The sequence below is a fragment of the Natronomonas moolapensis 8.8.11 genome (assembly GCF_000591055.1).
GTDB lineage: Archaea > Halobacteriota > Halobacteria > Halobacteriales > Haloarculaceae > Natronomonas > Natronomonas moolapensis.
Genome location: NC_020388.1, coordinates 294,740 through 313,791 on the forward strand (window position 1 = coordinate 294,740; position 19,052 = coordinate 313,791).

Sequence of the window (19,052 nt, forward strand, 5' to 3'; positions counted from 1 at the left end):
CTGAGGGTCAGTTCGGTAATAAAGGCGTCGAAGCGACGACCGCACGAGACGGCCAAGCGGGCGGAAACGCCGGCCTCGATGCGCGGGGAACCCCATCCGACGAGGCCACATCCGGCCGTTCGGACTCGAAGCTGGGTCGTTCGGACCCGAAGCCGACCACCGACGGAGCCGAGCGTTTTCGCTCCCGACGGGCGGGGAGCGTCCCGAGCGGCCGGCGACGCGTTCCGTCGCCGAGGCCATTTATAAACCCCAATCCCGACCGGCACGAACCTCGCGTGCGTCGCCCGCCATCTCGACCAAGTTAACCGTTACCACAACTGCGCTGTCTGCGTGTTTTGACGAAACGCCCGGAGGATTCGCGGGAGCCCCTCTCCGTCCGACATCAGACACATTTATATAGAACCGCAGACAATCATTCGGACGACTATGAGCCAACAGCAACGAATGGGCGGCCAGCCCATGATCATTCTCGGCGAGGACTCCCAGCGGATGAAAGACCGCGACGCCCAATCGCACAACATTGCGGCGGCGAAAGCGGTCGCCGAGGCGGTACGCTCGACGCTCGGCCCGAAGGGAATGGACAAGATGCTCGTCTCCTCGATGGGCGACATCACCGTCACGAACGACGGCGTCACCATCCTTCAGGAGATGGACATCGACAACCCGACCGCGGAAATGATTGTCCAGGTCGCAGAGACCCAAGAGGACGAGGCGGGCGACGGCACGACGACGGCGGTCTCCATCGCCGGCGAACTGCTGAAGAACGCCGAGGACCTCCTCGAGCAGGACATCCATCCGACGGCGATGATCAAGGGGTTCCACCTCGCGAGCGAGTGCGCCCGCGAGGAAGTCGACAACGTCGCCAACGACGTCGACAGCGAGGACACCGACCTGCTCCGACAGGTCGCCGAGACGTCGATGACGGGCAAGGGCGCCGAACTCGAAAAGGACGTTCTCGCCCGACTCGTCGTCGACGCGGTCCAGGCCGTCACGGTCGAGGCCGACGACGGCGAGACGATCGTCGATCTCGAGTACGTCAACGTCGAGACCCAGACCGGTCGTTCGGCCGGCGAGTCCGAACTGCTCAACGGCGCGGTCGTCGACAAGAGCCCGGCCCACGAGGAGATGCCGGTCTCGGCCGGGGACGCGGACGTACTCCTCGTCGACGAAGCCATCGAGATCGAGGACACCGACGCCGACGCCAACCTCCAACTCGACAGCCCCGACCAGCTCCAGACGTTCATCGACAAAGAGGAAGAACAGCTCAAAGCGAAAGTCGACGCCATCGCCGAGGCCGGCGCGGACGTCGTCTTCTGCCAGAAGGGCATCGACGACCTCGCAGAGCACTTCCTCGCGAAGCAGGGCATCCTCGCGGCCTCCCGCGTCAAAAAGAGCGACCTCTCGTTTTTGCGTGAGGTCACCGGCGGCGACATCGTCTCCGACCTCGACGCGGTCGGCGAGGCGACGCTCGGCTCCGCGAGCGTCGAGTACGACGAGGCCGACGAACTGTTCTACGTCGAGGGGCTCGCCGACGAGACCCACGGCGTGACGCTTCTGCTCCGCGGCTCGACCGAACACGTCGTCGACGAACTCGAACGCGGTATCGGTGACGCCCTCGACGTCGTCGCCCAGACGGTCTCCGACGGCCGCGTGCTCGCCGGCGGCGGCGCCATCGAGGTCGAGGTCGCCCGCCGCGTCCGCGAGTACGCCGACAGCGTCTCCGGTCGCGAGCAACTCGCCGTCGAGGCCTTCGCCGACGCCCTCGAACTCGTCCCGCGCGTCCTCGCGGAGAACGCCGGACTCGATTCGATCGACACGCTCGTCGACCTGCGTGCGGCCCACGACGACGGCGACGAGACCGCCGGTCTCGACGTCTTCACCGGCGACGTCGTCGATACCTTCGAGGCCGGCGTCGTCGAGTCAGCCCACGCCAAACAGCAGGGCATCTCCTCGGCCGCCGAGGCCGCGAACCTCGTCCTGAAGATCGACGACATCATCGCCGCGGGCGACCTCTCGACCGAGGGCGAAGAGCCCGAAGGCGGCGCCGGCGGTCCCGGCGGCGCCGGGGGCATGGGCGGTATGGGCGGCGGCATGGGCGGCATGATGTAAGGCCGGACGCGTCCCCGCTCCGCCCGCGTTCGTTCGTGCGCTCCCCAAGACGACCATTTTTGTACCCGACCGCACGTATCGGCCGACGATGACGCTCTCGGAGGAAGCGACGTCCCGCCTGACGGACATCGTCACGCTACAGCCGACGAAAAACGGAGAGTTACAGGACCGCTGGGGGCTCGAAAGCGGCAGCGAGGTCCACAGCTACCTCGAATCGGAGCTGAAGGAGTACTACTACCGCGACGAGGACAGCCTGATCCGGGCGACGCCGGAAGCGGCCGAGCTCGTCGGGATCGAACTCAACGACGTAGTAGGGGTGCCGCCGCTGCAGGCCGAGGTCATCGACACTCTCGCCGGCCCCGAGGAGGAACCCCAAAGCGTCGTCTCGGTGTTGCACGCTCTCGAGGACCGCGGCGTCGAGGCCGACGTCGATTCGGCCCGCTCGGCCCTTCGAGGGCTGGCCGACAAGGGGATCGTCGAGATCGTCCGCAAGACCGTACCGACGTTCCGGCTCGCGACGCAGCGGTCGTCGATCGACGTCGAGGTGCTCGACGCGCCGAGCGAGGACACCTAGCGTCTGCGGTCCCGTTTCCGGTCGAGCAGTCGCTTGGCCGCCCGACCCGGCCCGCCCGCGATCGGCCACCCGCCGTCGCGCCAGGCCGGCGGTTCGGGCTCGAACAACGAGCACGATCCCGAACACTCCGCGGCGGTCTGTGGCCGCCCCTTCGCGGCGCACCGCGGGAACGGTCCCGTCGGGTCCGTCAACTCGAAGTGTCGACAGTCGGGGCGCATCGTCCCCGCGTAGGATCGCCAGCCGCGCTCGTACGCTCGCTCGGCGATCTCGAGGCGCTTTCGGCGCTTCCAGGTGGGATCGGCGTACTCGAAGCGCGCGGCCGAGCGGCCGTCGCCGGGCCGATCGAGGATCCGGGTGCCGGGCTCCGCGGCAGCCAGCGTCCGGGGGCGCCAGACCGGCTCGCAGGACCGCGATCCGGACTCGGGCGAGACGACGAGGATCCCCACCTCGACCGGCATCGCCTCCAGTAACGCGGGTTCGACCCCCTCCGCCGTGGTCTCGGTCGCCAACCAGACCTCGTCGGCGAGCCCGAGCGCCACGTCGTGTTCGAGCTGTTCGCCGAGCCGTCGCGCGGCCGCGGCGTCGAGGTCCGGCTTGTTCTCGATCGCGACGATCCGGTCGACCCACGCCGGGTAGCGATAGCGCCGCCTGATCTCGATACGGTTTCCGTCCCGCCGCGTCTCGAGGAACCCCCGGTCGTCGGCCTCGTGGATCGCCTCCCGGACGTACCGCCAGGGGTAGCCGGGATCGGGGAGACACTCCCGGTAGTACGCCCACGACGCCGGCGCGTGCCGGGCGAGAAACAGCAACTCCGACCCGAGGCGGGCCCCGCCGAACGGCGCGCGCTCTTCCAGACCCGACTCGGCGGTCTCGACGACGATCGTGTCCCAGCGTCGGCGTTTCGTCCCGAGCTGGCGGGCGACGATCGGGGCCCCCACAGCGGTCGCCCCCGGCGGCCAGTTCCGCTCGGCCCACGCACAGACCCGTAACTCGAAGCCGAACTCCTTCACGACCGACACTCAGCGAGCGTGCGATGTAAGCGGTTCGGCCGTCGATGCCGTTCCGGGGCCGGAGCTGAGGCTGCGGCGGGACGGGAGAACGGAAACGGAACGGGACGGGAGTGGATGCGCCGGGCACCGGGCAGACCCGACGCAGACGGGCGCGTGGCGCGGGCGTCGGAGCGTTCTGCCGTCACGACGAGAAAAGCGTCGTTCGGGCAATCAAAGATACAGCGGCACGACGTATAAACCCTCGCGTCGACGACCGCTCACCGGCGATCCGAGAGCGCCGGGAACTCCCCGCGTACCTCGGCGACGCGTTCCGGCGGACAGGCCGCGTGGACGATTGCCGGCCCCTCGTCGGTGGCAGCGACCGGCGTCCCCCAGGGATCATACACCGTCGACCGGCCGACGAGGTCGGCCGCCTCGAACGACCCGGCGCCGTTGACCGCGCCGACGTACAGCAGGTCCTCGACGGCACGCGCGCGCGGCAGGAGCTGCCAGTGTTCGACGCGCGGGTAGGGCCACGCGCTCGGTACGAGCACCATCGTCGCGCCCGCTTCGAGCAGTCGCCGGTACAGCTCCGGAAACCGGAGGTCATAGCAGGTCGTGACGGCGGCGGTGTGACCGCACACCTCGGCCGTCGGGAGCCGATCGCCGGGGACGAGCAGCTCCGCCTCCGCCGAGTCGTAGCCGAACAGGTGGTGTTTCCGGTACACCAGCTGCCTGTCACCGTCGCTGTCGAAAAGCACTGCGGTGTTCGCGAGGCCCTCCGGTTCCGGAACGGATTCGCCCGCGGCGGCCGAGGCAGCGAGGTCCTCGACGACCGTCCCGGCGAGCACCGCGACGTCGTGTTCGACCGCGGCCGCCCGGATCGCTCGGTGGACCCCGCCGCCGATCGGTTCGGCGCTGCGCTCGTAGGCGTCGAAAGCGAAGTAGCCAACGTCGAAGACCTCCGGGAGTGCAACGCAGTCGGCCCCCTCGGCGGCGGCCGCGTCGATCGCCTCGACCGCTCGCTCGACGTTTCGATCCCGCTTGGCCGGTTCGATCTCGATCTGTGCGAGCGCGAGGTTCATCTCCCCGTTCGCTCGCGGACGGTCGACTCGAGGCTCGCCAGTTCGCCGTCGAGCTTCCGCTTGAAGTACGTCTCGACGCCCGGCAATCGCCCCTCGACCCGAAAGCGGTTCGTGACCCGGGTGCCCGCCTCGACGGGGTCGAGGACGTGTTCACCCTGTACGTTCATGGCCTTCGATCGGCCGACGAACCGGACGTAGGCCGGCCCGTCGACCTCGACGTCCTCGGTTTCGACCTCGATCGTCCGGTCGATCCGCGGGATCGGGAGCGACACGTGCCAGATCGCGGTCCGATCGCCGGTCGTCTCGAAGTCGGTGACGACGCTTATCGACCGGGCCCGGATTTCGGGGTCCGAGATGACGTCCCACACCTCCTCGGGAGGCGCTGGGATGTCGAATACGCGCTCGATGCGGGCGGTCATACGTCCCGACTAGGGGGGGACACGTATAAGAAACGGCCGTTCTGTGACCGCCTTGCCGGTCGCCGGAGGAGATATTCGAGCGGTCGAGAACAGTTCACTCGGGGGTGACGCGCCACGTCGTCGAGCGGGCCCGAGACCACTTCTCGATGTCGACGTCCTCGGAGTGTTCGGCCAGCCTCGGGAGCCGCGTGCCGACCTGCTTGGCCGTCAGGTCGATGGCGTCGGCGATGTGTTTCGACCGAAGGTACTGCTCACCACCCTTGGCGCGCTCCCGCAGGTACGCGAGGATCCGCTTGTCTTCGTCACTCAGTTCACCCATGCCCGCGGGTACGGTCGCGAGCGGCTTAAGACCGTTCCTTCCGGTTACTCACCCGTAGACGTGGTAGGCGGCGACCGACAGCGCCCCTCCGAGCATCGCAACGGCGAGCGCCCCGCCGGAGGCGAGCTGATCGCCGGTGAACCCGAACACTGCCATGCCCACCGCGCCGAGCACGGCCACGATGCCGAACAGTACCGGAAAGCCGACGCCCTTGTCCGTCGAATCGGCAGTCTCCATACGCCACTCTACGGCAGGGCGATTATAAATCCCGCCGATCCGTCGGAAACGGAGTGCGGAGCTCACTCCAGCAACTGTTCGAGCTGGTGGCGACGCCGGTCGATGTCGAAGGCGGGGTCCACGCCACCCTGGACGTGGAGTCGGTCGAGGAGCAACAGCGGGTCCGCGCCCGCGGCCTCCGCTGCCGGGACCAACTCCTGGAGCGCGCGCCGGTGTAGCGCCAGCGAGTCGAGGAGTCCGATCGCGACCGCGAGGGGGACCGCCGCCTCGGCGTCGGTCGGGAAGGCGCTCGATATCAACTCGAAGCGCGGCTCCGGGGGCGCGTCGGTCGCGGCGAGCGTGAGACACTCCGGACACAGCGCCGCGCGCTCGGACGCCCCGGGGACATGGGGACGATACTCGCTCGGGACCTCGAAGACGACGGTTCGGGCACCGCAGTTCGGACACTCCATGCGAAACCTACTGCTCCGGGGCGTATGAACGGGACGGAAGGCCGGCGGGAGGGCTCCAGTCTGCGGCCGTATGAACGGCCGGCGCCGACCCGACACGAAGGTTTATATGACAGATGGGGGCTACTTCGGCGTGTGAGGGCCGTTTCGGAACCGTCCGCCGCGGCTCGGAGCACATAGAGGACAGCGTATGCACAGGAAGGGACACGTCGGCGCGGCGCTCGCCGCCTACGCTCCGATCGGGGGCCTCCTCGTCGCCGCCGGGATCGACTCGCTCGCGGCCGTCGGCGGCGTGGTCGCGGTCTGGTTGGCTACGCTGCCGGACTGGGACCGGCGGATCCCCTTCGTCGGTCACCGGGGCGTGACGCATACGGTCCACTTCGCCGGCGCGGTCGGCGGACTCGTCGGAATCGCCGGCGCGCTGTCGGGCCGCTCGGCCGGGGTCTGGACGGCGGCCACCCTCGGCGGCTTCGGGTTCCTCGTCGGTTCGGTGACGATACTCTCACACGTCGCTGTCGACGCCCTCACGCCGATGGGCGTCGACCCCTTCCGGAACGGCCGGCGGCGCTCTCTCGACGTCACTCGCGCGGCGAACCCGATCGCGAACGACGCACTGTTGGCGCTCGGCGTGGTTTCGGTCGGCGTCGCCTACGTACTCGGAGCGGCGATCGCCGGTTCGATACCGGGATGACAGAGTCGGTCCGTCAGTCGTCGGCCGGAACAGTCTCGACCTCGGTCTCGGCGGCCTCTTGGGCTTTCTCTTCGGCTTCGTCCGCCTCCTTTTTCGCCTTGATCTTCTTCATACGGAAGATCTCCTCGCGTTCTTGCTCTTCGAGTTTCTGCTCGATGTACTCCTGGGCGCCGTGGAGTTCGGGCAAAAGCTTGAATTCGAGGGCGTTGACCCGGCGTTTCGTCTTCTCGATCTCGTCGAGCATCTTCTTCATCGCCGTCTCGACCTCGGCGGCGAGGATGATCGTCTCCAGTAGCTCCTCGTAAGCGTCGGCCGCCTCGTCGATGCGCGCCGACGTGCCCACGAGTCCGTAGCCCCGCTGGTCGAGTGACTTTTTCACCTTGGTCGACTCGATCTGGGGGACGACCACGCCCATGATGTTCTTCGATTGGCTCGTGATCTCGGGGTGTTCCTTCAGCGCGGCGGCGGCCCCGCGGACGGCGACGTCGCCTTCCATCGCCCGGGCCATGTTGATGTTGCGCTGGGCGCGCTCGTAGTTGTCGTCCAGATCCGACCGGACGTCCTGGGCCTGATCGAGAATGTCCATGAACTCCATGATGAGGCCGTCGCGCTTCTTTTCGAGGGTGTCGTGGCCCCGCTCGGAGAGTTCGATACGATCCTCGATCGCCATGAGGTTCTTCCGAGTCGGTTTGACGTCCTTAGACATCTGTTGTGAGATGTTTTCTCCCCGAACACGTTAATTCTTTATCATACGGGGGACCTCGAAACGACGGGGTACCCGGGGGTGAAAACGAAACTGCGCGACCGATCGGATCGGTCAGTCGGCGGTCTGAGCGACTTCCTCGTCTTCGCTCTCGACGTAGTACTCCTCGATGAGGTCCTCGTCGATCCGGTTGAGCGACTCCTTGGGCAGCCCGCTCAGGAGCTCCCAGGCGATGTCGAGCGTCTCGTCGACGCCGCGGTTCGTGTCGTGGCCCTGCTGGACGAACTCCTCCTCGAAGGCGTCCGCGAAGTCGAGGTACTTGTTGTCGAGCTCCGAGAGCGCCTCGCGACCGACGATGTTCACGAGGTCCCGGAGGTCCTCGCCCTCCGCGTAGGCCGCGTACGCCTGATCGGAGACGTCCGCGTGGTCCTCCCGGGTGAAGCCCTCACCGATCCCGTCGTCCATCAGCCGCGAGAGGCTCGGCAACACGTTGACCGGGGGCTCTATCCCCTGGCTGTTGAGGTCCCGATCGATGTAGATCTGGCCCTCGGTAATGTAGCCGGTCAGGTCCGGAATCGGGTGGGTGTCGTCGTCGCCCGGCATCGTGAGGATCGGGATCTGCGTCACGGAGCCCTCCCGGCCCTCGATCCGGCCGGCGCGCTCGTACAGTTGCGCGAGGTCGGTGTACATGTACCCGGGGTAGCCACGTCGACCCGGGACCTCCTCGCGTGCGGCACCGATCTCGCGCAGCGCCTCGCAGTAGTTGGTCATGTCGGTGAGGATGACCAACACGTGGTAATCCTCCTCGAAAGCGAGGTACTCGGCGGTCGTCAGCGCCATCCGTGGCGTGACCGTCCGCTCGACGGCGGGGTCGTCCGCGAGGTTCATAAAGACGACCGACCGCTCCAGCGCGCCGGTGCGCTCGAAGTCGTCCATGAACTCGTTGGCCTCCTCCTGGGTGATGCCCATTGCGCCGAAGATGACGGCGAACTCCGAGCCGCCCTCGCCGCCTTCGTCCTCCTCGGGCACCGAAGCCTGCCGTGCGATCTGGAGCGCCAGATCGTTGTGCGGCAGCCCCGACCCCGAGAAGATCGGGAGCTTCTGGCCGCGGATCAAGGTGTTCATGCCGTCGATGGCGGAGACGCCGGTCTGGATGAACTCCTGGGGGTACTCCCGCGCCGTGGGGTTGATCGCCGCGCCGACGATCTCGCGTTCCTCGTCGGGTTCGATCTCGGGGCCGCCGTCGATCGGCTCGCCCGATCCCGAGAGGACGCGCCCGAGCAACTCCTCCGTCAGCGGCATCTGCAGCGTCTCGCCGAGGAACCGGACCGACGAGTCCCGATCGATGCCCGAGGTCCCCTCGAACACCTGGATGGCGACGAACTCCGAGGTCGACTCGAGCACCTGTCCGCGGCGAACCTCGCCGCTAGGTGTCTCAATTTCGACCATCTCGTCGTAGCCGACCGGTTCGTCGATGTCGGCGAACACCAGCGGACCGCTGATCTCCGTTATTGTCTTGTATTCTTTTTGCATGGTCAGTAGTGCTCCCGAAGCTCCTCGGCGATGTCGTCTTTCAGCTCGTCGATGTACTCCTCGAAGTCTTCTTGGGTGTTCATCCGATTGAGCCGCGAGACCGAGTCGACGTCGACGATCTCCTCGACGGGGACGCCGGCCTCGAGCGCCTCGAAGGCCTCCTCGTTGAAGTGTTGGATCGCGGTCAACATGAGGTAGGTCTTCTCGGGCTCACAGTAGGTGTCGACGTCGTGGAAGGCGTTCTGCTGGAGCCACCCCTCGCGGATGTAGCGGGCGACCTCCAGGGTGAGCTGTTGGTCGTCCGGCAGCGCGTCCTTGCCGACGAGTTGGACGATCTCCTGCAGTTCGCTCTCCTCGTCGAGGACGTCGACGGCCCACTGCCGCACCTCTGGGTACTCCTCGTTGACGTTCTCGCGCCACCACGGATCGAGCTGTTCGGTGTACAGCGAGTAGGACTCGTTCCAGTTGATCGACGGGAAGTGCCGCCGTTCGGCCAGGTCCGCATCGAGCGCCCAGAAACACTTCACGATACGCAGCGTGTTCTGGGTGACCGGTTCCGAAAAGTCCCCGCCGGGCGGCGAGACGGCACCGATCGCCGAGATCGAGCCCTCGCTGCCGTTGAGGTTCTGGAACTTGCCGGCGCGTTCGTAGAACTCCGAGAGGCGAGCCGCCAGATACGCCGGGTAACCCTCCTCGCCGGGCATCTCCTCGAGCCGCGAAGAGATCTCCCGCATGGCTTCGGCCCACCGCGAGGTGGAGTCGGCCATCAACGCCACGTCGTAGCCCATATCGCGGTAGTACTCGGCGATCGTGATTCCGGTGTACACGCAGGACTCGCGCGCCGCGACCGGCATGTTGGACGTGTTCGCGATGAGACACGTCCGGGACATGAGCGGTTTGCCCGTCTTCGGGTCCTCCAGTTCGGGGAAGTCCTCGATGACCTCCGTCATCTCGTTGCCACGCTCGCCGCAACCGACGTAGACGACGATGTCCGCGTCGGCCCACTTGGCGAGTTGGTGTTGGGTGACCGTCTTTCCCGAGCCGAACGGCCCCGGAATCGCCGCGGTCCCGCCCTTCGCGATCGGGAACAGACCGTCGAGGATGCGCTGACCCGAAATCAGCGGCGTCGTCGGCGTCTCCTTTTCGACCGTCGGTCGGGGCTCCCGAACCGGCCACTCCTGGCGCATCGCGATCTCCTCGCCGCTGTCGAGTTCGACGACCGCCTCGTCGACGGTGAACGACCCCGACTCGATCGCGGTGACCTCCCCGCCCTCGTAGCCCGGCGGCACCAACACCTTGTGGTCGATGCTTTCGGTCTCGGGGACGATCCCGACGACGTCGCCCGCAGTGACTTCGTCGCCGACCTCGACCTCTGGGTCGAACTCCCAGGTCTTTTCGAGGTCGATACCGGGTGCGTCGACACCGCGGTCGAGGAACGCACCCATCTTTTCTTCGAGAACGTCCAGCGGCCGCTGGACGCCGTCGTAGATACTGTCCAACATGCCCGGACCGAGATCGACCGAGAGCGGTTCGCCCGTGTTCTCGACGGGCTCGCCGGGGGCGACGTCGGACGTCTCCTCGTACACCTGGATCGTGGTGATGTCCCCTTCGATCTCGATGACCTCGCCCATCAGCCCTTCCTCGCCGACGTAGACGACGTCGTTCATCCGGGCACCGAGATCGGTCGCGGTCACGACCGGACCGCTGACGCTCTCGATTACGCCCTCGTCTGTGGTTTCGCTTGCAGTTGCTTGACTCATGATTACTCGTCCATCAGGTCGATGCCGATGGCGCGTTTGATCTGCTCGCGCAGATTGCCCGAACCGGTCCCGCCGCCCAGCGTGACGACGACCGGTTCGACACTCGTTTCGACCCGTTGTCGGACTGTGCGTGACAGCTGTTCGACGTCTTCGTCGTGCATCACGACGATCCCGACGCCGTCGTCGTCGAGCGCCGACGTGACGGCGTCGTCGAGGTGTTCGTCTTTCTCCTCGTCGGTCACGTTCTCGAAGCGCCGGACGCCGGCGAGACGGAAGCCTGTCGTGAAATCCGGGCTGCCGACCACGGCGATCTCCTGGCTCATTGTATCAGCTCCTCCTCGATCTCCTCGACCGGAAGGCCGGCCTCGCGACCGCGGGCAATCGCCCGGATGTTCTCGACCTCGCGCTCCTTCGCGAGGATGTACGAGAGCACCGGACAGATCGACAGCGGGTACCGATTCGACAGCTTCTCGGAGTACTCGAGCAGTGCGGTGTTCAACGCGTGTTCGAACCCGATGAGACTCGTTGCCGACTCGAGTTCGTCAAGCGCCTTCGAGAGGTCGTCGCCGTACGTACTCTCTTTGATCGCCGTCACCAAATCGTCGGTGTTCGCCGCGAGCGTACCGAGTTCGGTGGCGTCGAAGAGCTGGCCCCCCTCGATGAAGTACTCGCCCGGGTCGATCTCGGCACCGCTTCGGGCGATCCGAAGCGCGTTCCGGAGGTTCCGGAAGTCGATCTCGGCCTCGAGGAACTCCCGGTACAGCGCGATCGGCGTGTCCGGTTCCGGCTGTCCGATGTCGTCGAGCAGGTGCGCGAAGAACGCGCGGTCGACGGCGTTCTCGAGGGGGACCAACACGTCCGAGCTCTCGAAGTCCTCGTAGGCCTCTTCGAGCGGTTCGCCGAAGATGCTCCCCGACAGCGCCTCGATGGCGTCCTCGATGCTCGTGGCTTCGACCAGTCGATCGAGCGTCCGTCCCGCGAACTCCCCCGTCCGGATGAGGTCGTCCTCGACGTCCTCGCGGTCGGCGCCGGTGTAGATACCGCGAATGATCGTCTTGATGTTCCAGGCGTCGAACTTCCGGAGGTAGTTCGCGATGTACTCATAGAGCGGCCCGTCGGCCCACGTCAACAGGTCGTCGAAGTGTTTCGAGAGGTTCCGGTTCAGCGCGTACTCGATGAGATCGACCCCGGAGTGCCGCGTCCCGAGGGCGTTCATCTCCGTTTCGTACTCGCTGTCCTCCATAAAGCGGGCGATCTCGCCCGGACCCATCCGGACTAGCTTCCGGTAGTCGTCCCCGTCGAACAGCTTCGCCCGCCGCGATCGCGCTCTCGCGGTGACGTATTCGTAGTTCGAACTTCCCTCAGTTTTGACGCTCATTCTTCGAAGAGACGCGCGCTGATATCGCGCAGGTTCTCCTCCCAGACGTCTTCGAGAACGGAGTCGAACGTGTTGTTCACTCGGACGCGCGAGCCGTCGGCCTCGACGACGACGCCGCCGAGACAATCGATCGGCTCGCCGACCTCGAAGCCGTCGTACTCGCCGACGATCGACGCCAACAGTTCGGCGTCGGCTTCGCTGCCGCGGACGCGGACGGACCCCGCGTCGAACTCCTCGCTTGCGGCGTCCAGAAGCGACCGGGTCAGCGACTCGCGCTCCTCGCCGTCGATCTCGGCGATCTGTGCTTCAACGTCGTTGCGGACCTCCTCGAGAACCTCACGGCGCGCTTCGAGACGGGCCTGCTTCGCCTCGAGTTTCGCGCTCGAAAGCTTCTGCTCGCGCTCCTGTTCGATCGTCCGCTCGACCTCGCGGTCGGCCTCCGATCGGATATCGTCGGCCTCCCGTCTGGCCTCGGAGACGATCTCGTCGGCTCGCGTCTCCCCCGTCTCGCGTATCTCCTCTGCACGCGCGCGGGCTTCGTCTCGGATGTCCTCTACGACCGTATCAAGGCTCATAGTTTGGAAAAATCCGTGTGGTTTAGACCACGAAGACGACGACCAGCGCCAGGATGACGAGCGTCTCGGGCAGGACCGTCAGGATCAGGCCCCGGCCGAAGAGGTCTTCGTTTTCAGCCATCGCGCCGACGGCCGCGGCGCCGATGCCACGCTCCGCATAGCCCGCGCCGAACGCGGCGAGACCGACTGCGAGCGCGGCGGCTGCCGCGGGCTCGATAGCGGGACCGCCTACGGCCCCTTCTTGGAGTACCGGTGCAACACTGCTGGCGACAGTAGCAAGTTCAAACATGGTTTGTGTTCCGTTGGTGTGGATTAACTGCTATCCGAACAGTCGGGTATGTTCGTACTGAGTTCATAAAACTTCCCAAACGCCGTCGTGGACGGCGGGTCGACGCTGCTGCGGCTGTCGGAGGAAAACGCAAACCGCGCCGCGATCGGCCGCCGCCGGCCCGCCGGAGCCGACCCGACAGACCGCCCCGACGGCCCGTCTCAGTCCTCGGTGGTGTAGCGCCGCTCGTAGCCGAACGGCTCGTAGGGCTTGCCGCCGCCCTCGTAGAACTTCCCGAAGAACTCCACGTACTCGAGACGGATCCCCTGCAGGCCGGCGCTCGTGACCCCGAGCGCGAGCACGAGCAGGTGGCCGACGACGAGCACGAGCGCGCCGACAACCACGGCGGCGATGCTGCCGTGGACCAGCCCGGGAGACATGATCTCGACGACCTGGTGGCCGTGGAACGACGTCCCGGCCTCGGCCGGCATCCCGCCGACCCCGAAGTGCCACGCGTCGACGGTCTCGCCCCCGTGGGTCTCCTCGGTGACGTAGACGCCGAAGACGAGCAGGTTGACCACGAAGGCCATCCCCGCCTTCGCGAGCAGCACGGCCGCGAGCCGGGTGTACGAGAGGACGTTCACGAGAACGTTGAGGAACTCGACGCCCTCGACGGGGTCTCCCTTGACGAGCAACACGAGGCCGACGAAGAAGACCCCGAGGCCGACGAGCCCGACCGTAGTGGGGAGCCCCGCAAAGCCGAGTGCGAACGGGTGTCCGGCGAAGACGGCGCTGTCGGCCGAGACGAGCAGGCCGGGCGCCGCGCCGCTGGGCGGCGCGTCCGCGAACACCCACGCCCAGAAGCCGAACAACATCAACAACCACGACCCGCTCTCGGTCATCGCGTCGCCGATGCCGTGTGAGAGGTTCTGATAGAAGTCGATGATCCACCCGACTGCGAGGTGGAGCATCCCGACGAGCAGGCTCACCACGAGCCACCCGAGCGCGTAGGTGCCGTACTCGGGGGAGAGACCCTTGTGTATGGGCGGAGAACCGCTCGGCCAGACGATCTCGCCGAGCTGGTGAAGCCCGAATATCTCCCCGTATAGCACGCCGAAGATCGCGGTGAATATCCCGGCCGCGACGGCGACGCCACCGAGCGAACGGATTCCCGGCGACTCGAAGCGCCGCATCAGGGCGTAGCCGATGGCGACGTAGAGGATCCCGTATCCCAGATCGCCGATCATGAACCCGAAGAACGCCGGGAACGTCAAGAACAGGATCAGCGTCGGATCGATCTCCGTGTATCTGGGCCGGTTGATGACGCCGACGAGCATCTCGAAGGGCTTCGCGATTGCGCTGTTGTCCTGGACGACCGGCGGCGAACCGCCGCTCATCGCTCGACCGCCGTCGGCGACGGCCTCGCCGTCCCCGCCGTCCGCGACGGCGTCCGGTTCACCGGCTGTGCGTCCGCCAGCGCTCTGACCGCCGGATTTCCCCGACTCCTCGATCTCCTCGTGTTCGTGGGCGTGGCCGTCCTCGTCGTAGGACGCCCGTTCGAGTTCGTCGACCTCGACGTGGTCGCCGGCGCGGGCGTCGAGCGTATCGACGAGGTCGTCGACCCGCTCCGTCGGGATCCAGCCCTCGGAGACGAAGGCGTTCTCCGTCGTCGCGAAGGTCAGCGGCGCTTCCCGCTTTTGGACCTCGATCGAGAGCTTCTCTTCGGCGGCGAGCAGGAAGCCAGAAACCTCGTGTTTGAGGTCTTCGAGGCGGCTCTCGACGGTCTCGAGGTTCGATTCGAGCTGGCCGCGGCGGTGGTTCAGATCCTCGATGTACGCCTCCGGACTCGTCGCCTCGCCTCCTTCGCCGAGGTCCGGGATCTCGTACTCGGTGAAGGCCGCGCCGACCAGCGCGTCCTCGAGGTCCACGTCAGGATAGACGAAGGCGGCGACGTACTCGTCCTCCGCGTACAGCTCGTACGCTTCGACCGCCTCGCTGTCCTCGAGTGCCGCCTCGATCTCGCCGCGGTCGCCCTCGCCGACCGCGGCGGTCAGCGAGTCGTATCCGGACAGCAGATCGATGTCGAGCCCCAGCGCGGCGAACGGACGCGCCGACTCGATCCGCTCGTCGATCTCGCGGAGCTCGTCGTCGATCTCCGAGCGCTCGTCGTCGAGGTCGTTGACCCGCGTTCGGACGTCCTCGAGTTCCGATTCGAGTTCGTCGTCGTCGATGATCCGGGGTCGGCCGGCGTCCGACTCCTCGACGCCGAGGGTGCTCTCGAGGGCGCGGACGGTGACGAGTCTACTCGCGGCCTCCTCGGCACCCTCGATCGGGTTCCCCGGGGAGAACCCCTCCCAGGCGCCGTCGTAGTCGGTGACGTGGACCAGGTTCAACTCGTGGACGGCCTCGATGGCGTCGTCCATCACGCGTTTGGATCCCGTTACCGAGACCCGGCTCATCCGTTTAGGTCTGAGACTGGACATTCACCGCCTCCGTGAACAGATCGACCGTATATTCGACCGCCGCCTCGCGGTTCTCCGCGGCGCGTTCCTCGAGTGCCTCGCGCTCGGACTCGCCCTCGGCGATGATCTCCTCGCGTTCGGAGTCGATATCCTCGCGCGCCTCCTCGAGGCGCTCCTGTTTGTGGGCCTGCGCCTCCTCGTGGGCGTCCTCGCGGATGCGGTCGGCCTCCTCGCGCGCCTCGGCAATGCGCTCTTCGCGCGCCTCCTCGGCCTCGGCGACGATGTCGTCGGCCTCATCCTCGGCCCCCTTGATTCGGTCAAGAACCTCTGGCCTGGCCATAATTATATCAAATGTCGCTTCGGAAAGCGGCTATTTGGTAGTTGCGGAACGGAGGCGCTACTCGATGTAGCCGAGGGCGTCCTCGATGCGGCCCAGTTCCGGCCCGGTCGTTTCCTCGCCGGTGACGTAGCCGCTGGCGTTCGCGATCAACCCGGAGCCGACGAGCGGGCCGCCGTAATTTATCGTCCCGATGTCGGCGTAGACGCCGAAGAGGTCCTCGAGGAAATCGAGCGTCTCGTCCGTGGTTTTCGGGTGACAAAGCACGCCGTTCTCGGTCACGACGGCGGCGGTTCCGACGGTCCGGACGCCGGCGATCTCCCCGCGCTCGACGGGAACGTCGAGCGTATCACCCACTGCGCGTACGGCCTTCCGGGAGAGGTCCGGGTGTGCCAGCGCCCCCCGGTCGTTCGCGAGGACGACGTTGCCGGCGGCGTTGATCCGGCCGGGCAGCTCCCCGACCGAGAGGTCAGTTTCGCCCTCGATGCGGTCGCGCTCGCGGTCGGTGACGCGTTCGCTGACGAGCAACCCGTTCTCGTTGCCGACCGCGAGCGCGCCGACGGTGCCCGATCCGGCGACGGTCGTCGGCACGGCGGGCACGTCGAGTTCGGTCTCGAACGCCTCGAGGAGCGAGGCCTCTATGTCCGGACGGACGAGCAGGCAATCGTCGGTCGCCCGGCCGAAGACGCCGACGTAGGCGGACCCGGAGAGCGACGCGCGGAGCACGTTATGCGGTCTCTGCTTCGACGACGGCCTCGCCCTCCTCCTCGAAGCGGGCCGCCCGAACGCGGAGCTTCCGCGGCGGCTTCGACCGGCCGCGCTCCCAGACGGACTCGTTGATCGAGGGGTCCAGCCGAACCGCGTCCTCCTCGACGTTGAAGTGCTGTGCGAGGTGCGAACGGACGAGGCGCATCGCCTTGTCCGCGCGGTCGGTGTTCGAGCCGGCGAGGACGTCCCGGAGCGGGACGGTCATGACGCGCTCGTCGAATTCGGCGCTCATTCGTCCGTATCACTCCGACGCCAGTTGCGGCGTTTGTGGTTGCGCAGCGTGTCGCGGTCGGTCTTCATGATGACCCACGCGGGGACGCGGTTGTTCTGCCGTTCGAGCTTCCCGAGCCGCTTTTTTTTCGCCTTCGATTTCTTGCCCATAGTGGAGAACTGTTCCGCCGCTGTGTTTAAATCCTTGTTCCTTTGGGTACGATATCCCGAGCGACAGCGAGCGATGTCGGAAATACGAGCGGCGAGAAGCGACACGACGAACCGCGAGCGGGGCGGAGCCTCGAGCGACAGCGAGCGGTCTCGACGGTCCGAACCGAACGGAATCGAAAACGAGTGAGAAGCACTGGACGCCGAGTGACACCCTCGACGTCCGGGTACCAAGACGACGCGCGGTGGTTGATGTGATTTATATACTAACTAACACTGTATGATAAAAACCGGCCGCGGCCGTCCGGGCAAGAGGTGACACAAAAAAGCGGCACGCGAAAGCCGACGGACGCTGCGCGCCGCAGGGCGGATCAGTTCTCGACCGGAGCGGCGGGGGGTTCCTCGATGGCTTCGCCGTACTTTTCGCGGAACTCCCCGATCAGCTGGCCCATCTTCGCGTACCAGTCGTTGAGCATTCGTTGCATGTCGTCGGCGATCTCGTCGGGATCGGTCGGCCGGAAGACGTGGTAGTAGCCGCCCTGATCGTAGTTGATCTGATCCTTCTGGACGAACCCGCTCTGGAGGAGCCGCTGAACCGAGCGGTAGGCCGTCGAGCGCTCGCGGTCGACCTCTTCGGCGATTTCGTCGACGGTGAGCGGTTCCGAGCGATCCGTTAGCAGTTTGAATATCTCCCTGTCGAGGCCCTTCAGGCCGTGGATGCACTCGAGGAGGCCTTCGCACTGCATATCCTGTTTGAGATACTCGCTCATTGCGTCCGCCATATCTATCACACGTAGCCGTCGGACAGTCATAAGTGTTTGTGAGGCTCGCACAATATTGCCGCCGTCTGTGACGGCGTCTCGGTTCGACGGACGCGTCCGGCGTTCGGACGCCGGTCACTCCTCGCCCATCGCGCCGAACACCGCGTCGGCGTCGGCCGGTACGTCGAAGTCGTGGAAGTGTTCGCCCTTCTCCTTCGAGAGAACGTTCAACGCGGCAGCCGCGCCGTCTCCCGCGGCGATAATCGCTTGCCACTCCTCCGCCCGAACCATCGCACCCGTCGCGTAGGCGTCCTCGACGCTCGTCTCCATCGTGACCCCGACGTCGACGACGTCGCCGTCGAACGCACAACCGAGCGACTCGGCGAGGTCGCGGCTCGCGCCCGTCGCCAACACCACGTATCGCCCGGTGTACGACCCGCCGGCAGTTTCGGCCACGAAGTCCCCGGCCGTCTCGTTCACGTCGGTCACCTCCGTCTCGACGCGTTCGGCGCCGAAGCTGTCGACCTGCGAACGGGCGGTCTCCACGAACGCCGACCCGTCGACCGAGCCGATTCCGAGGTAATTGAAGAGATGCGCCTTGTGGATCCAGGTTTCGTCGGTGTCGAGACAGATCGTCTCCAGTCCGTTCTTTTGTGCGAAGAGGGCCGCGCTCAGTCCGGCCGGGCCACCGCCGACGACGAGCACGTCCGTGTCAGCATTTCCCATGATCCGAACCGTTTAGCCTCGACCAGCAAAAACCCCCGGTTGCACCCGCGTCGATGATCACCGCTCGGGATCGTTCGACAACGCCTCCGATCGGAGTCGCTTACAGCGCTCGGACCCGACCTCTAGGTCCGGAACCGGCGTCGGGGACCCCTCGGAGTCGACCGCGACGAAGACGAAATACGAGTCGGTGGTCCGCTCGCGCTCGCCGGTTCGTGGGTCCTCCCGGAACGCGCGTAGACGGACCCGGACGCTCGTCCGACCCGCCTCGTAGGCGTACGCCTCGATGACGCAGGTGTCGCCCTGGGGGACCGACTGCTCGAAGTCCAGCCCGTTGATCCGGGCGGTGACGCAAGTCTCGCCCGCGTGCCGCATTGCGGACATCGCGCCGACCTCGTCCATCCACTTGACGACGTTTCCGCCGTGTGCGGCCGCGTAGTTGTTCGTGTCCGTCGGCTGGACCCGCTGTCGGTTCTCGATGTACGTCTCGCTGACGGTCGACATACCAGCCATCGGGGCCGTGGACATATAAAC

The 19,052-nt window shown here is 66.4% G+C and carries 24 protein-coding genes; 3 read left to right on the forward strand and 21 right to left on the reverse strand.

Annotated features, from left to right (window positions below; all coding sequences use genetic code 11):
* Positions 1 to 426: 426 nt before the first annotated feature.
* On the forward strand, positions 427 to 2,109 hold the full coding sequence (gene thsB, locus NMLP_RS01480; RefSeq protein ID WP_015408354.1) for a thermosome subunit beta: 1,683 nt from the start codon (positions 427 to 429) through the stop codon (positions 2,107 to 2,109).
* An 88-nt stretch (positions 2,110 to 2,197) separates the two neighbouring features.
* Entirely contained in the window at positions 2,198 to 2,683 is a 486-nt protein-coding gene (locus NMLP_RS01485; RefSeq protein ID WP_015408355.1) for a DUF5797 family protein, read from the forward strand.
* Here NMLP_RS01485 and NMLP_RS01490 read toward each other — a convergent pair.
* From NMLP_RS01490 to NMLP_RS01515, 6 genes are all read right to left on the reverse strand, one after another.
* Complete coding sequence (locus tag NMLP_RS01490) at positions 2,680 to 3,693, reverse strand: DUF5787 family protein (RefSeq protein ID WP_173400746.1); 1,014 nt, start codon at positions 3,691 to 3,693, stop codon at positions 2,680 to 2,682. The genes NMLP_RS01485 and NMLP_RS01490 overlap by 4 nt on opposite strands.
* A 257-nt stretch (positions 3,694 to 3,950) precedes the next feature.
* A complete protein-coding gene (locus NMLP_RS01495; protein ID WP_015408357.1) occupies positions 3,951 to 4,757 on the reverse strand; it encodes a nitrilase-related carbon-nitrogen hydrolase in 807 nt (268 codons plus the stop codon).
* A complete protein-coding gene (locus NMLP_RS01500; RefSeq protein ID WP_015408358.1) occupies positions 4,754 to 5,176 on the reverse strand; it encodes a CoxG family protein in 423 nt (140 codons plus the stop codon). The genes NMLP_RS01495 and NMLP_RS01500 overlap by 4 nt, the downstream gene beginning before the upstream one ends.
* A 94-nt stretch (positions 5,177 to 5,270) precedes the next feature.
* Positions 5,271 to 5,495, reverse strand: a complete 225-nt coding sequence (locus NMLP_RS01505; RefSeq protein ID WP_015408359.1) for a DUF7123 family protein — start codon at positions 5,493 to 5,495, stop codon at positions 5,271 to 5,273.
* 48 nt (positions 5,496 to 5,543) lie between these two features.
* Positions 5,544 to 5,732 carry a DUF7525 family protein gene (locus tag NMLP_RS01510; RefSeq protein WP_015408360.1) on the reverse strand — a complete coding sequence of 63 codons (189 nt, stop codon included), beginning with the start codon at positions 5,730 to 5,732 and terminating at the stop codon, positions 5,544 to 5,546.
* Positions 5,733 to 5,794: 62 nt separating this feature from the next.
* Entirely contained in the window at positions 5,795 to 6,184 is a 390-nt protein-coding gene (locus NMLP_RS01515) for a DUF6276 family protein (protein ID WP_015408361.1), read from the reverse strand.
* A 187-nt stretch (positions 6,185 to 6,371) separates the two neighbouring features.
* On the opposite strand from NMLP_RS01515, the gene NMLP_RS01520 reads away from it, so the two are divergent.
* Positions 6,372 to 6,872: a metal-dependent hydrolase gene (locus NMLP_RS01520; protein WP_015408362.1), complete on the forward strand. Its 501-nt coding sequence runs from the start codon at positions 6,372 to 6,374 to the stop codon at positions 6,870 to 6,872.
* A gap of 13 nt (positions 6,873 to 6,885) precedes the next feature.
* On the opposite strand, the gene NMLP_RS01525 is transcribed toward NMLP_RS01520, so the two are convergent.
* The 15 genes from NMLP_RS01525 to NMLP_RS01600 form a co-directional block, all read right to left on the reverse strand.
* Positions 6,886 to 7,578 carry a V-type ATP synthase subunit D gene (locus NMLP_RS01525; RefSeq protein ID WP_015408363.1) on the reverse strand — a complete coding sequence of 231 codons (693 nt, stop codon included), beginning with the start codon at positions 7,576 to 7,578 and terminating at the stop codon, positions 6,886 to 6,888.
* A 111-nt stretch (positions 7,579 to 7,689) separates the two neighbouring features.
* Positions 7,690 to 9,108, reverse strand: a complete 1,419-nt coding sequence (locus NMLP_RS01530; protein WP_015408364.1) for a V-type ATP synthase subunit B — start codon at positions 9,106 to 9,108, stop codon at positions 7,690 to 7,692.
* Positions 9,109 to 9,110: 2 nt separating this feature from the next.
* On the reverse strand, positions 9,111 to 10,868 hold the full coding sequence (locus NMLP_RS01535; RefSeq protein ID WP_015408365.1) for an ATP synthase subunit A: 1,758 nt from the start codon (positions 10,866 to 10,868) through the stop codon (positions 9,111 to 9,113).
* A gap of 2 nt (positions 10,869 to 10,870) precedes the next feature.
* Positions 10,871 to 11,191 carry a V-type ATP synthase subunit F gene (locus tag NMLP_RS01540; RefSeq protein ID WP_015408366.1) on the reverse strand — a complete coding sequence of 107 codons (321 nt, stop codon included), beginning with the start codon at positions 11,189 to 11,191 and terminating at the stop codon, positions 10,871 to 10,873.
* Entirely contained in the window at positions 11,188 to 12,246 is a 1,059-nt protein-coding gene (locus NMLP_RS01545) for a V-type ATP synthase subunit C (protein WP_015408367.1), read from the reverse strand. The genes NMLP_RS01540 and NMLP_RS01545 overlap by 4 nt, the downstream gene beginning before the upstream one ends.
* The gene (locus NMLP_RS01550) at positions 12,243 to 12,821 is read right to left on the reverse strand and encodes a V-type ATP synthase subunit E (protein WP_015408368.1); all 579 of its coding nucleotides are present in this window, start codon (positions 12,819 to 12,821) and stop codon (positions 12,243 to 12,245) included. The genes NMLP_RS01545 and NMLP_RS01550 overlap by 4 nt, the downstream gene beginning before the upstream one ends.
* Before the next feature lie 22 nt (positions 12,822 to 12,843).
* Positions 12,844 to 13,110, reverse strand: a complete 267-nt coding sequence (locus NMLP_RS01555; protein ID WP_015408369.1) for an A-type ATP synthase subunit K — start codon at positions 13,108 to 13,110, stop codon at positions 12,844 to 12,846.
* Positions 13,111 to 13,310: 200 nt separating this feature from the next.
* Entirely contained in the window at positions 13,311 to 15,512 is a 2,202-nt protein-coding gene (locus NMLP_RS01560; RefSeq protein ID WP_173400747.1) for a V-type ATP synthase subunit I, read from the reverse strand.
* Positions 15,513 to 15,552: 40 nt separating this feature from the next.
* The gene (ahaH, locus tag NMLP_RS01565; protein ID WP_015408371.1) at positions 15,553 to 15,891 is read right to left on the reverse strand and encodes an ATP synthase archaeal subunit H; all 339 of its coding nucleotides are present in this window, start codon (positions 15,889 to 15,891) and stop codon (positions 15,553 to 15,555) included.
* Positions 15,892 to 15,948: 57 nt separating this feature from the next.
* Entirely contained in the window at positions 15,949 to 16,614 is a 666-nt protein-coding gene (locus NMLP_RS01570) for a translation initiation factor IF-6 (protein ID WP_015408372.1), read from the reverse strand.
* Between the two features lies 1 nt (position 16,615).
* Complete coding sequence (locus NMLP_RS01575; RefSeq protein WP_015408373.1) at positions 16,616 to 16,888, reverse strand: 50S ribosomal protein L31e; 273 nt, start codon at positions 16,886 to 16,888, stop codon at positions 16,616 to 16,618.
* The gene (locus tag NMLP_RS01580) at positions 16,885 to 17,037 is read right to left on the reverse strand and encodes a 50S ribosomal protein L39e (RefSeq protein ID WP_015408374.1); all 153 of its coding nucleotides are present in this window, start codon (positions 17,035 to 17,037) and stop codon (positions 16,885 to 16,887) included. The genes NMLP_RS01575 and NMLP_RS01580 overlap by 4 nt, the downstream gene beginning before the upstream one ends.
* A gap of 368 nt (positions 17,038 to 17,405) precedes the next feature.
* Positions 17,406 to 17,816 (reverse strand): helix-turn-helix domain-containing protein, encoded by a 411-nt coding sequence (locus tag NMLP_RS01590; protein WP_015408375.1) that lies wholly within the window; start codon positions 17,814 to 17,816, stop codon positions 17,406 to 17,408.
* Positions 17,817 to 17,930: 114 nt separating this feature from the next.
* The gene (locus NMLP_RS01595; protein ID WP_015408376.1) at positions 17,931 to 18,521 is read right to left on the reverse strand and encodes an NAD(P)/FAD-dependent oxidoreductase; all 591 of its coding nucleotides are present in this window, start codon (positions 18,519 to 18,521) and stop codon (positions 17,931 to 17,933) included.
* A 57-nt stretch (positions 18,522 to 18,578) separates the two neighbouring features.
* Entirely contained in the window at positions 18,579 to 19,022 is a 444-nt protein-coding gene (locus NMLP_RS01600; RefSeq protein ID WP_015408377.1) for an acyl-CoA thioesterase, read from the reverse strand.
* Between the last annotated feature and the right edge of the window lie 30 nt (positions 19,023 to 19,052).